The 14343-nt window shown below is 29.6% G+C and carries 11 protein-coding genes; 8 read left to right on the top strand and 3 right to left on the bottom strand.

Annotated features, from left to right (window positions below):
• The first annotated feature begins 208 nt into the window (after positions 1-208).
• Positions 209-418 carry a hypothetical protein gene (locus CCC31_RS00240; RefSeq protein WP_290848874.1) on the top strand — a complete coding sequence of 70 codons (210 nt, stop codon included), beginning with the start codon at positions 209-211 and terminating at the stop codon, positions 416-418.
• Between the two features lie 110 nt (positions 419-528).
• On the opposite strand, the gene asnB is transcribed toward CCC31_RS00240, so the two are convergent.
• From asnB to CCC31_RS00225, 3 genes are read right to left on the bottom strand one after another with little or no spacing between them, the layout of a single operon-like run.
• On the bottom strand, positions 529-2367 hold the full coding sequence (asnB, locus tag CCC31_RS00235) for an asparagine synthase (glutamine-hydrolyzing) (RefSeq protein ID WP_290848873.1): 1839 nt from the start codon (positions 2365-2367) through the stop codon (positions 529-531).
• 43 nt (positions 2368-2410) lie between these two features.
• Positions 2411-3016 carry a dipicolinate synthase subunit B gene (locus CCC31_RS00230; RefSeq protein WP_290848872.1) on the bottom strand — a complete coding sequence of 202 codons (606 nt, stop codon included), beginning with the start codon at positions 3014-3016 and terminating at the stop codon, positions 2411-2413.
• Positions 2997-3830, bottom strand: coding sequence for a dipicolinate synthase subunit DpsA (locus CCC31_RS00225; protein WP_260978023.1), 834 nt, complete (start codon positions 3828-3830; stop codon positions 2997-2999). The genes CCC31_RS00230 and CCC31_RS00225 overlap by 20 nt, the downstream gene beginning before the upstream one ends.
• Positions 3831-4308: 478 nt before the next feature.
• On the opposite strand from CCC31_RS00225, the gene CCC31_RS00220 reads away from it, so the two are divergent.
• The 7 genes from CCC31_RS00220 (at position 4309) to CCC31_RS00185 (ending at position 14339) form a co-directional block, all read left to right on the top strand.
• Positions 4309-5847 carry an LCP family protein gene (locus CCC31_RS00220; RefSeq protein ID WP_290848871.1) on the top strand — a complete coding sequence of 513 codons (1539 nt, stop codon included), beginning with the start codon at positions 4309-4311 and terminating at the stop codon, positions 5845-5847.
• Between the two features lie 26 nt (positions 5848-5873).
• On the top strand, positions 5874-8945 hold the full coding sequence (locus tag CCC31_RS00215; protein WP_260978021.1) for a gamma-glutamyl-gamma-aminobutyrate hydrolase family protein: 3072 nt from the start codon (positions 5874-5876) through the stop codon (positions 8943-8945).
• Between the two features lie 366 nt (positions 8946-9311).
• Positions 9312-9611, top strand: a complete 300-nt coding sequence (locus CCC31_RS00210) for a hypothetical protein (protein WP_117909290.1) — start codon at positions 9312-9314, stop codon at positions 9609-9611.
• Between the two features lie 146 nt (positions 9612-9757).
• Positions 9758-11434: a glutamine--tRNA ligase/YqeY domain fusion protein gene (locus tag CCC31_RS00205; RefSeq protein WP_117909292.1), complete on the top strand. Its 1677-nt coding sequence runs from the start codon at positions 9758-9760 to the stop codon at positions 11432-11434.
• A gap of 161 nt (positions 11435-11595) precedes the next feature.
• Entirely contained in the window at positions 11596-12312 is a 717-nt protein-coding gene (locus CCC31_RS00200; RefSeq protein ID WP_290848870.1) for a DUF6062 family protein, read from the top strand.
• Positions 12313-12530: 218 nt separating this feature from the next.
• Positions 12531-13067 (top strand): TIGR00730 family Rossman fold protein, encoded by a 537-nt coding sequence (locus tag CCC31_RS00190; RefSeq protein WP_118565055.1) that lies wholly within the window; start codon positions 12531-12533, stop codon positions 13065-13067.
• 285 nt (positions 13068-13352) lie between these two features.
• Positions 13353-14339 carry a diaminopimelate dehydrogenase gene (locus CCC31_RS00185; RefSeq protein WP_290848869.1) on the top strand — a complete coding sequence of 329 codons (987 nt, stop codon included), beginning with the start codon at positions 13353-13355 and terminating at the stop codon, positions 14337-14339.
• Positions 14340-14343: the final 4 nt, after the last annotated feature.

Here is a 14343-nt window from a genome sequence, read left to right as displayed (position 1 = left end):
AAGATAATTAAGTGTTTAATTATAGTATGTAATTTTTATACTAACTAAATATTTAATGTTTATTTTTTATAGAAAAATAACATATAAATAAAATTTATAAACATATAAAATCGTTTTTTATATGTAGAATTAATTTTAATATTTAACAAAAAAAATAAGCAGTTTAAACAAAAAGAAATATTATAGAAATTGCTACATTAATGATGTAGTGTATGGAGTTAATTGGAATGAAGTGATTCAGGGATGTGTCGGAAATACAGTTGATACAACTGATAGCATTAATAAACAGCTAAAGGCAGGAAAGAATATTATTTTCCAACCGGGAGTATATCATGTTGATAAGCCAATTGAAGTATCAAAAATAACTGTCAAAGCAAATAAAAAAATTAAGAAATTAATTAATAAGGCCTTAAAATAAGGCAACCATAAGAAAAAACTCCGGCAGACAAGGCTGAAAAAAATAATCTTTTTAGTTTTGAGAATATTTAATAATCAACTGTCTGTTGGAGCTTTTTTCTTAAATTCAATTTAACTATATTTCTTTAACCAATAACTGATTTGAAGAATATATGCTAACATTTGTGGACCAGCCATAAGCTGACCGTACCATGGCTTGCCATAATCTTTAGATGAATTGATGTAATCAATTACTTTATTTTTATCTACAATAAAATTAAGTGCATAGTTATTATCAAATTCTTCTAGAAGAAGTTTACCAATCATTTTCTCGTATTCAGGATTGTAAGTTTTGGGATATGGAGATTTTTTTCTGTTTACGATTTCAGGTGGAAGATAATCTTTTCCGCATTCTTTTAATAAATGTTTAACACTTCCGTCTTTACATTTGTATTCCCATGGAATACTGAAAACATAGGATACTAATCTATAGTCGGCAAAAGGAACTCTTGCATCAAGCCCTGAGAAAACACTACAACGTTCCATTCTGTTAACTAAAGTCATCATGAACCAGTTTATAGTCAGATATCCAATTTCAAAACGGCGTTTATCTTTCTCGTTGTTGTAATCACTTTCAGGACATTTGCTTAGAGAAGTTTTATAAGCGTCATCAACGTATTCTTCTAAATTAAGAGATTGAATGAAACTGTCATTAAAAAGAGATGTTCTTACGGACAAATCTTTAGACCACGGGAAAGAATTTGAGTTTAACATTTCATCGCGATGAAACCATGGGTATCCACCAAACACTTCATCAGCACATTCTCCCGTTAAAGCAATGTTATTTGTTTCTGATATTTCATTGCAAAAGTACATTAAAGAAGATTCAATATCTGCCATACATGGAGCATCCCTCATATCAACAGTTTCTTTTAAATATTTAATTTGCCCTGAACTGTCACAGGTTAGATATTTATGATTAGAATTTAAGTATTTTCTCATTATTTCTACGTAAGGTCTGTCTAATGAGTTTTGAAAAGAGTTCCCATTAAAGAAAATTTCATTGCCTTCAAATTCAAATGCGTATGTTTTCAATTCTCTGTTTTCTTTATCCATCATAGATTTAGCAATAGAAGTTACAAGACTTGAATCAATTCCGCCGGATAAAAGAGAACAAATAGTTGTATCTTTAGTTAATTGCTTTTTAATACTGTCTTTTATCAGATAATTAACTTTGTCAACTGTATCTAAATAAGGATCAGCGTGATGATTATAGGTTAATTCCCAATAGCAATGAGTTTGGTAACTGATAATGTCCTGTGAGTTAAAAGTTACTTTTATATAATTGCCGGGAAGTACTTCAAATATGTTCTTAAATAAACTTTTTCCGGGAGTTCGTGCAGGACCAAGTCCGATTATTTCACACCAGCTTTCATTAGTTAGTTCGGGTTTTATGCCGTAAGCAAATATACTTTTTTGTTGAGAAGCAAATATAAAATGATTATTTGTACAATGATAAAATAATGGCTTTATACCAATAGGGTCTCTTACTATTATTAATGAGTTGTTTTCGTAAATTGCAAATGAAAAACCACCATTTATTTCTTTGAAAATATCTTCGCCGAAAACTAAATATAAATATAGAATAAGTTCTTCGTTGCACAATTCATAAGCGGAAATATCATAGGATGATAATTTATATTTTAATTCATTTGAATTATAAATGTTTCCTGTAAAGACGATAGAAGCTGTTCGATTCTTATAGGTAACTGATATCGAATCTCTATGTGTGACTGAAAAATTGCTGGCTGTAAATCCGATGTGATGTTTCATGTAAATTATACTGTTTTCGTGGCAATTTGTAATTAATGAATCCTGCATATTAGTTAATTTGCTTTCGTAAATTGCATACAAAGTATGGTTTCTCTCAACGTCAAATTCTGTTTGAAAGTAACCGGCAATACCGCTCATAAAAACCTCCTTAAAATCATATAAAAAAGGTCCATAGGACCTTTTAGGTTATTGTTACATGTGGACTTTGTATTACAGGCTGAATTTGTCGGCCCTGCAAAGCTTTAACTATTGTATCCTGCAGTAAATCAACATGTGCAGTCATGGAATTTGGTTTTGAAATATAATCATCCATTCCAAAAGGAACAAAATAAATATTTTTAGTATTTAATAAAATACCTATATTTTTTAAATTCATTCCAAGTGCATCGTTTGTACTTAAACATATAACTAAAGGTTTGTTGTTTCTTAAATGTGCTTTACAGGCCATTAAAACAGGCGTATCAGAAATTCCATTTGCAAGTTTTGAAAGAGTATTACCTGTACATGGTGCAATAACTAAAACGTCAAACATTGATTTAGGACCAATTGGTTCGGCATCTGTTATAGTTGTGATTGGTTCTTTATTGCTAAGTTCTTTTGCTAAATTTAAAAAATCTTCATGGTTTCCAAATCTACTGTCAGTTTTAGAAGCGTTATCTGAAAAAATTGTATAAAGATTTGTATTTACTTCAGATAGACGTTTTAATTCGTTGAAAACTTTTTTGTAGGTACAGTAAGAACCGGTTATTCCGATTCCAATATTTTTATTATCTAAACTGTGATTCATTTTCTGCAGTCCCTTCTATAATTGATGATATGTTCTTTGCTATTAATTCGCCGGAACTTTTAGAGGCATATTTGCCGGGAAGTCCGGGACAAATGTGATATGTCAGGGAGAGAGAATTTAAAATATCTTTGTCGAATCCGTAAGGTGATGATGCTATATCAAATATAGTACAACTTTTCTGAAGTGTTTTAAGATTACTTATGGAGAGTATATTTTTAGGAATACAGTTAATAATTATGTCTATTTTTGATAAATTATTATTCTTTTTATTTATATCTAAAAAAGTAAAGTTTTTATTTAAACCATCGTTTATTTTTGATTCATTATTTTCATAAAAGAAAATATTAGAACCTACGTTGTTGAATAAATTACATATTTCGCTTCCACATTTTCCATAACCAAGAACTAAAATATTAGATGCTTTTAAAGAAAAATTAGTGTTGCTGATTATATATCCTAAAAGTCCTTCTGCAGTATAAAATGCATTATTTCTGTAAAAGTCAGGAATATTTAAGATATCGATTGCTTTAATTCCTGAATTCATACAATGTGATACGACTGAACCTTTAAATCCTCCACCAAATAAAATCTGTCCCGGTTTTAATAATGAAATAAAAGTTGTAATTGGAAAACTTGTATAAAAATCACAATTTACATTTTCTCCATCTTTGGAAAAAGGAATTGATGCGACAATATATTTATATTCTGTAAGGTTAAAATTTGTTACAAGTTTAGCAGAATAATTATGAAAAATTAAATAATCATACAAATATTTCTGCTTATTCCCATTTGAAATAATTGCAAATGAATCCATACAAATCACCTTTTTTTATTATATATGTTATTCTTATGGAAGATTGATAATGTTATAAGAAAGGGCATTTGCCACCGTCGGTTCAAATTGAATTGACAGGTATATTTTGCTTAGAGCCGGAGGTCCTAAAAGCAAAATATAGTTGAAAATTTAGAACTGTTACGAGTGGCAAGAAGCGCGAGCGTTATTTCGTTAACATTATCAATCTTCCATAATATATAAACTAAAATAAAAGCTATTTTCTATACATTAATTATATGTATAAAAATTTACAAGGTGATTATTTTAATAAAGTTATTTCTTAATCATTTATGAATAGACAATAACAATATTGTCGTAATGAATGGGAAATGCTATAATTATCGATAGTATACGGAAGTCATAAAGTACGTTTGTTATTTAAAAAAAGTAAGCAGATAAAAGAAGGTAAAATCTATTTTAATGCTGTAAATGAGACACAATTAAAAAGGAGATGGAGATGTTAAATAAGAAATTAAAAATGACAGCAACAGTTTTAAATATATTACAGGTAATTCCAATAGTAATATTAGAGATATTTTTATATATGATATTAACTTATAACAACAATGTAGCTTTAAATTATATTCCGGTAAGATTAATTGTTGCAGTAGAAATTGCGATAGCATTATGGATGTTAATTCCATTTTTCATTAAGAAAAACAAAGTTGGAGCAATAGTATCAATAGTTATGTCTGCAATTATGATTGTAATGAGCGTTGGAGCAGATATAGCAATTGGATTAAATCAAAAGACTATAAAAGGTATTTTTAAAGAATCAGAAAAAACAATAGATAAAATTGTAAACAACAGTAAGTTATCAACAGATGAATTTGGTGTATATATATTATCAGATGATGAGGCAAAGAATATTGAAGAGTTAAAAGATGATAAATTTGGATATATTCAGAAATTTGTAGGTGATGACAAAGACGAATTATTAAATAACATTAATGAAAAGATTAATCAGGATGGTAATTATCAGGAATACGATGATGTAATAACCATGACAGAAGCTTTATATAATAAAGAAACAAGAGCAGTTGTATTAAATCAGTCAATGATAGATGTTATAACATCTATGGGTGAAAAGAAAAATGATGAAGCTGATTATACTGATTTTGAATCGAAGGTAAAATGTATCTATACATATAAAGTTACTCATCAGGTTCAAAATGAAAATAAGAAGAAAGATATAACAAAGGAATGCTTTAATGTTTATATAAGCGGTATTGATACATTTGGCGCAGTAACAACAAAGAGCAGAAGTGATGTAAATATAATAATGTCAGTAAATCCACAGACCAGACAGATTTTATTACTTTCAACACCTAGAGATTATTATGTTCCTTTGTCTAATTCAAACGGAGTAAGAGACAAACTTACACATGCAGGTTTATATGGCGTAGATGTATCAATGGAAACATTAGAAATGCTTTATGATATTGATATTGATTACTATGTGAGAGTTAATTTTGACGGATTTAAAGATATTATTAATGCATTAGGTGGAATAGATGTTGATTCTGAATGTGCTTTCTCAGCAAAAGGATATAGCTATAGTCAGGGAATTAATTATAATATGAATGGCGATAAGGCATTAGTATTTGCAAGAGAAAGAAAATCATTTGCAAGAGGTGACGTACAGCGTGGAAAGAATCAGATGTCTGTAATTAAAGGTGTGATATCAAAATGTGCATCCCCAAGCATTTTGGATAATTATCAGAAAATACTTGAAAGCATAAGTGAAAGTTTTCAGACAAGCGTTAGCAAGAAAAACATTCAGAAATTTGTTAAATTCCAATTGGCAAATGGATACGAGTGGAATATTCAAAGCTATAATGTATCAGGTTCAGGACAGTCAAATTACACATATTCAGTTCCAAGTAATAGAGCTTATGTAATGGTTCCTAATGAAGAAACAGTAGCAAAGGCAAAAGAGTGGTTGAAGATTGTAACGGACGGTGGAGAACTAAAAGATGTAACTGAAGAAAATTAGTTTTAGGTACAAAAAGGATTGAAAATATGGAGAGAGATTATATTGGAAATTTAGGAGACAGAGATAATAAGCAGACAATAAAATTTATATCTACTAAGGCTAATACCCTTAAAGCCTTAAATGAAGTAATTAAATTAGGATATATTGAAGAAATGCTTATTATAACAGCTAAAGAATATCATCGTGATAAGAAAAAAACAGCTGATAAGATAATTGAAAAATTTAAAGGTGAAAAAATAGTTGTAAGAAGTTCATCTACAAATGAAGACTGTTTTGTAAAATCAAATGCAGGTCATTACACAAGTATTTTAGATGTAGATTCAACTAATGAAACAGCAATTATTAATGCAATAGATACTGTACTTAAATCATACACTTTAGATATTGATAATATTGAAGATGAACAGGTTTTAATTCAGCATCAGGCTGTAGATGTACTGTATAGTGGTGTTTTGTTTACTTATGATATTCAGGGGCAACGACCATATTATCTGATAAATTATGATGATAGCGGTTCTACGGATTCCGTAACAAGTGGAAAAGGCGGAAAGACTTTATGGATTGCAAGAAATACGGAACTTTCAGAGTTAAATACAGCATGGAAAAATCTTCTTGAATCAGTTCAGGAAATCGAAGATTTATTGAAAATACCATTAGATATTGAATTTGCAGTAAATAAGAAAAATGAAGTAATAATTTTTCAGGTTAGACCTTTGGTTGCAAATACAAAAAATAAGAATGCGATTAATGCCATTAATGATTTCTATAGTAAATTAAATGACGTAAAAAAGGATTATGATAGAATAGAATGCAGTCTTGACGGACAACCAATGATTCTATCTGATATGGCATTTTGGAATCCTTCAGAAATTATTGGAACAAGTCCTAGAAATCTTGATTATTCATTATATAGAGAAATTATTACATCAAGGGCATGGAATCAGGGCCTTGTGCCAATGGGATATAAGAAATTAGAGAAAGAACTGATGTACAAGATTGGTGTAAAACCATATATAAGTATACAATATTCGTTTTATTCATTAATACCTGCTGAGATTAGTGAAAAATTAGCTTTAAAACTTGTTGATTTTTACGTAAATAAATTGAAACAGGACACAACTGCTCATGACAAAATTGAATTTGAAATAGTTTACACAAGTTATGATTTTAATACAGAAAACAGAACAAAAGAATTACTTGAAAATGGATTTACAAGAGCAGAAAGAAATACAATTGTAGAGGCACTTCATAAACTTACTTTAAATACAATTGAAAAACACGGATTAATATCAATGAAAGATAATGCAGATATTAATCATTTGGAAAATGAAAGAAAAAGAATAGCATCTTTGGATTCAGAAACAAATAATATTCATAGAATATTAGAAGATATAACAGAACTTTTAGATGCCATAAAAAGTCTTGGTACACCACAGTTTACAAGACAGGCAAGAATGGCATTTATGGCAAAGTCATTCTGCAGTTCATTAGTAGAAGCAGGATGGTTTACAAATGATGAAATAGATGAGTTTATGAAATCAATTAATACTGTTTCATCAAAATTTGATTATGATTTCCACAAGTTTTCATTGGGGTTAATGTCTAGAAATGAATTTAATAAAATATATGGACATTTAAGAAGTGGCACTTATGATATTCGTACAGACAGTTATAATCAGATGGTTTTCAGACCGGTAACGGAGAAGAATAAAAACTATAAAGATAAGAATGTATCTAAAGGTTTAGATGAAAACAGGTTGAAAGAAGCACTTACTTCTATTGGATTTGATATTCATCCAAAGGAATTTAATAATTTTCTTGTTTCTGCAATTGAGGGAAGAGAATTTTTTAAATTTGAATTTACTAAATCTTTAAGTCTTGTAATTGATTTAATTCAGAATTTAGGTAAATTACTTGAAATTGACAGAAAAAGCCTGTCATATATTACGGTAGAGGATTTAAAACATTGTAAGAAATTAAAAGTAGCTGAAATTAAAAAATATTTAACGGATACAATAGTAAATAATAGAAAAGAATATTATGATAAGTTAAACATCATTTTACCGGATGTCATTTTATCTAAGTTAGGTGTTTCGTTTATTCCTGTAAATGAGGCAAGACCAAATTTTATTACATCACAAAAAGTTGAGGGAGAAGTAGTAAATCTTGAAAGGGAAACAGATGAAGACCTTATGGATAAAATTGTAATGATTCCAAAGGCTGATCCCGGATATGAATGGATTTTTACAAAAGGAATAAAGGGATTTATAACAAAATATGGTGGAATGGCAAGCCATATGGCTATAAGATGTGCTGAGTTTGAAATCCCGGCAGCAATCGGATGTGGTGAAAAAATATATAATTATGCGGCATCTATGAACTACATGGAATTAGACTGTGCTAATGGCAGTATTAAAGAAGGGATGCAGTGTGAGGATTTGCGAGCACTGATTACTCAAAGAGAAGGCGTAAATCAATATGGAGATTCAACTGATGTATTAGAATCTGCATATATAAGATTTTACGAATTGCTTGGATTTATTCCACAGCCGGCTTCAAATCATGTTAAAAATGTAGGTAAATTATTTGAAAGACAATGTGATTTACTTATTGTTGTAGGTGGAGGAGCTCTTCCATGTAAATTTTATGACAGGCCTCATAACGAAGAATTACAGCCGCATAGAGACGCAATGGAAGAAAAATTAATAAGACATTGTATTGAGCAGGAAATTCCAATTATCGCAACTTGTAGAGGAATGCAGTATATGAATGCTTTGTTTGGCGGAAAGTTACTTTATCATCCTGATTTGCCGGTAGAAAGACCAAGAGGAGTGGATCACGAAGTATATCTTGTGGAAGAAGATAGAACAATTATAGTAAACAACTATCACAAGGACGTAGTTCCAATTGATGGATTAGCTCCGTGTTTTAAGCCTCTTGCAATTGATAAAGAAAATCAGACAATAGAGGCATTTGGTTCTGATGAAATGAAGATATTAGCTTTGCAGTGGCATCCTGAAAGAAAATTTGAAACATCGAATGCATTGGGAGAAACAAGAAAGTTAGTAGTTAATTTTATTCAGAAACATATCAAATAATAAATGCGATAAAAAGATAAAAATGTTATGTTTATAAATTGACAGTTTTTTTGACAATGCAAAAAAGAAGTTATTTTAGTGTATTTTTATCTGTAATTACATTCACATATAAAAAATGATACATATTTTAAAATATAAATACTATATTTATTATATTAAATATGTTAAATTATTATCGTAACAAAGTGTTACGAAAGGGTTTAGATTTTGAAAAGAAACAGGTTTTTAGAAAGATGTCTTTCATAAAACCTGTTTCTTTGTATTTACAAAAAAATGAAAGTTTTGCCTTATTGTGTTATAATTCTTAGAATAGACAATTAATAATGAATAAAGATTATGAAAAGATAAAATTTAAGGAGATAAATTTTGGAAGAGATATTAGAACAATGGAGCAAAACTTTTAATTTGAAAAATTTAAAATTGGTTGGATATCATGGCGGATATCCGATAATACAATTTGATAAAGAAGATAATATGAAATTACTTGCAATGAGTGAAAATGAAAGAAAAAGAATAATCAGAAATTGTGAGACACATGGTGGTATTGAACTTGGTGTTGGTTGGAATTTTGTAAGAACTGCCGTTTTAAGAATTAATGATGATACAATTGTTATGGCCGGACATGAATATGTGTTAAGAAGAATGCTTGAAAAATTTATTTTATAAAACATTTGATTTAACAGTAAAAGCATTGATATTTGACTAAATATGCCTAAAACAATGCATACTTGATGTTGAAATGGAAAAAATTTTATTGTATAATCTAATAATTATGAAAACGTTTATATTCTAAACGCTGGAGGACATACAAAATGGAAAAAGAAAACGTGAAAAGTGAAGTAACTAAAAACTTTATTGAATTGATTATCGACAAAGATTTGGAAGAAGGAAGATTTGATCATGTTCAGACAAGATTTCCACCTGAACCAAATGGATATCTTCATATTGGACATGCAAAGTCAATTCTTTTAAATTATGGTTTGGCTAAGAAATATAATGGTAAATTTAATATGAGATTTGATGATACAAATCCTACAAAAGAAAAGACAGAATTTGTAGAGTCAATTTTAAAAGATATAAAATGGCTTGGAGCTGACTGGGAAGACAGATTATTTTTTGCATCTAATTATTTTAATCAGATGTATGAGGCAGCTGTTAAGTTAATAAAAAAAGGTAAAGCATATGTATGCGATTTAACACCTGAAGAAATTAGGGAATATAGAGGTACATTAACTGAACCTGGAAAGAACAGCCCATACAGAGACAGAAGTGTTGAAGAAAATCTAGAACTATTTGAAAACATGAAGAATGGAATGTATAAAGATGGTGAAAAGGTATTAAGGGCTAAGATTGATATGTCATCTCCTAATATTAATATGAGAGATCCAATTATTTATAGAGTGGCTCATATGACACATCATAATACAGGAGATAAGTGGTGCATTTATCCAATGTATGATTTTGCTCATCCTATTGAAGATGCAATTGAACATGTAACACATTCTATCTGTACATTGGAATTTGAAGATCACAGACCTTTATATGATTGGGTAGTCACAGAACTTGAATACCCTAATCCTCCAAGACAGATTGAATTCGCAAAGTTATATTTGACAAATGTAATCACAGGAAAAAGATATATTAAAAAATTAGTTGAAGATGGAATTGTAGATGGATGGGATGATCCACGTTTAGTATCTATTGCAGCACTTAGAAGGAGAGGATTTACTCCTGAATCAATTAAGAACTTCGTTGAACTTTGTGGTATATCAAAGAGCAATAGTTCGGTTGATTATGCAATGTTAGAATATTGCATTAGAGAAGATTTAAAGACTAAGAAACCAAGAATGATGGCTGTATTAGATCCAATTAAGCTTGTAATTGACAATTATCCGGAAGACCAGGTTGAATGGTTTGATGTAGTTAATAACATTGAAAATGAAGAATTAGGAAGTAGAAAAGTTCCATTCTGTAAAGAACTATATATTGAAAGAGAAGACTTTATGGAAGAACCACCTAAGAAATATTTCAGATTGTTCCCGGGAAATGAAGTAAGACTTATGCATTCTTATTTTGTAAAATGTGTAGATTACGAAAAGGATGAAAATGGTAATGTTACTGTAGTGCATTGTACTTATGATCCGGAAACAAGAAGTGGTAATAACTTTACAGCACGTAAGGTCAAAGGAACAATTCATTGGGTATCAGCAAGACATGCTATTGAAGCTGAAGTAAGATTATATGAAAATATAGTTGATGAAGAAAAAGGAAAACTTAATGAAGATGGTTCTCTTAACCTTAATCCAAATTCACTTACAGTATTGAAGAAATGCTATTTGGAACAGGGACTTGCTGATGCAGAGCCTGAAGATAAATTCCAGTTTGTAAGACAGGGTTATTTCTGTGCAGATATTAAAGATTATACAAAAGAAAAACCGGTATATAACAGAATAGTTTCATTAAAGAGTTCTTTTAAATTACCTAAATAGAGCCAATAAAAGGTTGAGGAGGAGAAATCCTTTTCAACCTTTTATTAGTTTTAATTAAACAAAGAGAATTAATTTAAATTATACAAATAGAATTATTTTAAATTATACGCTACGAATTAATATAAAAATGTAAAAAGATTAAAAAATGGAGAGAAGGAAGAATGGAAGAAAAATTATATACAATACCTGTAATGGATGCATTTAAGGTAGATTGCGAGTGTCCATTATGTAAAATGAGAGATGATATAGAAAATGATAATATCTCTTTTGCTATGGGACCAAGTTATATGGAGGACTATATTAGATTTGAAACTGATGAAAAAGGCTACTGCACAAGACATGTAAAAAAGTTATACGAATACAATAACAGATTAGGACTTGCTCTAATAATGGAAACACATTTAAAGAATGTAAAAAAGCAGGTTGATACGCTGTCTAAGGAGAAATCTTCAGGTGGATTATTTAAAAAGAAAGAAAAGAAGCCAATAACTGAATATCTGGATAAATTAAATGGAAGTTGTTTCGTATGCGACCGTTTAAAAAATACATTTGACAGATATGTTGCCACGATACTTTATTTATGGAAAAAAGAAGATAAAGATTTTTTAGAATTATATAAGAATTGTAAAGGATTTTGCTTTGAACATTTAAATGCTTTACTTAAATATGCAGATAAAGAATTATCGGGAAATAAATTTGACGAATTTAATAAAATGACTATAGATATATTTGAACAAAATCTTGATAGAACAATTGAGGATGTAGAATGGTTTATAAAAAAATTTGATTATAGATATAAAGATGAACCATGGAAAAATTCAAAGGATGCATTAGTAAGAACATTGTGCAAAACAAACGGTGTTACGGATGAAGAATGAAATAAATAAAAGAGCAATTCATGTGAATTTTATTTCGGAGAGATTGATATTGAAAGTTTTGCAGAAAAACTTGAAAAATTGTATCTGAAAATATGATATATTAATAAACTTATGACAAATAGTTGGAGACAAAAAGTTGTAAGATTTTATGATTTAGATGGAAACTTAATTGAAGTTAGGACAGAAGTTTAGAATTAAATTACGAAAGAGGTATTAAAATGAATATTACAGTTTATCTTGGGGCATCAGACGGAAATGATAAAACATTTAAAAGTGCAATTAAAGAATTGGGAACATGGATTGGAATAAGTGGCAACACACTTGTGTATGGTGGCTCTAAAACAGGGCTTATGGGAAAACTTGCAGACAGTGTATTGAATGCAGGGGGTAAAGTTATAGGAGTTGAACCACAATTTTTTATAGATGCAAAAGTTCAACATGAGGGATTAACCGAATTATTTATTACAAAAGATATGTCAGAAAGAAGAACTAAAATGATAGAATTAGGAGATGTATTTGTGGCTTTTCCAGGTGGTACAGGTACTCTGGAAGAAGTGTCTGAAGTTATGTGTAAAATTTCAATGAAACAGCTTAATAATCCTTGTATTTTATATAATTTGGATGGATATTATAACAGTTTAAAAGAATTGTTAAACCATATGATTGAAAAAGAATTTTCGTCTAAACAAAGACAAGAAGGAATTTTTTTCGCAGATAATTTAGAGGATATAAAACAAATAGTAAATAATATATAAAAAATATATAAGTCTAAGAAGTGTATTTATTTTCGTTGTGAATTAAATACACTTCTTTTTTTGCAATCTGGCTTTAGTATGGAAAAAACATGCAGTATTTGGCAAGGCATCAAAAGTATTCATGAAAAAAATTAAAGAATTATAGAAAATATAATATAAAGTATTGTCAAATCAGTGGAAAAATTCTATAATTTTTGTGGCGAAAACTTACAATATGTCAATTAAAGAAGACTAATGATTGCAAGTGCTGATTAAGTAAAATATATATTAACGAAGGAGACTGAAATGAAAACAAGAATTGGTATTTTAGGTTATGGAAACCTGGGAAAAGGTGTAGAATGCGCAGTTAAAGAAGCTAATGATATGGAATTAGTTGCTGTATTTACAAGAAGAAATCCTAAAAATGTAACTATTTTAACAGAAAATGTTCCGGTATGTCATATTGATGAAGTTGCAGACTGGAAAGATAAGATAGATGTTATGATTTTATGTGGCGGTAGTGCTACAGATCTTCCTGTACAGACTCCACAGTTTGCTTCAATGTTTAACGTAATTGATAGTTTTGATACTCATGCAAGAATACCTGAACATTTTGCGGCAGTTGATAAGGCAGCAAAAGAAGCTGGAAAAATAGCAGTTATTTCAGTAGGTTGGGATCCTGGAATGTTCTCGCTTAACAGAGTTTATGCAAATGCAATTCTTCCAGATGGAAAAGATTATACATTCTGGGGGAAAGGTGTTAGTCAGGGACATTCAGATGCAATTCGTAGAATTAAAGGCGTTAAGAATGCAAAGCAGTATACAATTCCTGTAGAAAATGCTTTAGAAAGAGTTAGATCGGGCGAAAATCCGGAACTTACAACAAGAGATAAGCATGAAAGAGAATGTTTTGTTGTATTAGAAGAAGGTGCAGATGCCGCTGCAGTTGAAAAAGAAATCAAGGAAATGCCAAATTATTTCTCAGATTACAATACAACAGTTCATTTCATTAGCGAAGAAGAATTAGAAAAGAATCATAGCGGAATGGCACATGGTGGATTTGTAATCCGTTCAGGAAAAACAGGAATGAATAAAGAACATAATCATATTATTGAATATAGCTTAAAGTTAGATTCAAATCCTGAATTTACTACAAGTGTTTTAATTGCATATGCAAGAGCTGCTAAGCGTCTTTATGATGAAGGACAGAAAGGCTGTAAGACAGTATTAGATATTGCACCTGCATATTTAAGCGAAATGAGCGGAGAAGAATTAAGAGCTCATTTATTGTAAAATA

Source organism: Eubacterium sp. LMAG:50 (assembly GCF_008680265.1).
In the GTDB taxonomy this organism is placed as follows: domain Bacteria; phylum Bacillota; class Clostridia; order Lachnospirales; family Lachnospiraceae; genus Eubacterium_U; species Eubacterium_U album.
This window is presented reverse-complemented; position numbering and strand designations above follow the sequence as displayed.

Coding starts and splice junctions, on each gene's coding strand:
- asnB (WP_290848873.1), bottom strand. CDS start 2,367: ATGAGCGGTATTGCCGGTTACTTTCAAACAGAATTTGACGTTGAGAGA.
- CCC31_RS00205 (WP_117909292.1), top strand. CDS start 9,758: ATGGAAAAAGAAAACGTGAAAAGTGAAGTAACTAAAAACTTTATTGAA.
- CCC31_RS00185 (WP_290848869.1), top strand. CDS start 13,353: ATGAAAACAAGAATTGGTATTTTAGGTTATGGAAACCTGGGAAAAGGT.
- CCC31_RS00200 (WP_290848870.1), top strand. CDS start 11,596: ATGGAAGAAAAATTATATACAATACCTGTAATGGATGCATTTAAGGTA.
- CCC31_RS00215 (WP_260978021.1), top strand. CDS start 5,874: ATGGAGAGAGATTATATTGGAAATTTAGGAGACAGAGATAATAAGCAG.
- CCC31_RS00190 (WP_118565055.1), top strand. CDS start 12,531: ATGAATATTACAGTTTATCTTGGGGCATCAGACGGAAATGATAAAACA.
- CCC31_RS00225 (WP_260978023.1), bottom strand. CDS start 3,830: ATGGATTCATTTGCAATTATTTCAAATGGGAATAAGCAGAAATATTTG.
- CCC31_RS00220 (WP_290848871.1), top strand. CDS start 4,309: ATGTTAAATAAGAAATTAAAAATGACAGCAACAGTTTTAAATATATTA.
- CCC31_RS00230 (WP_290848872.1), bottom strand. CDS start 3,016: ATGAATCACAGTTTAGATAATAAAAATATTGGAATCGGAATAACCGGT.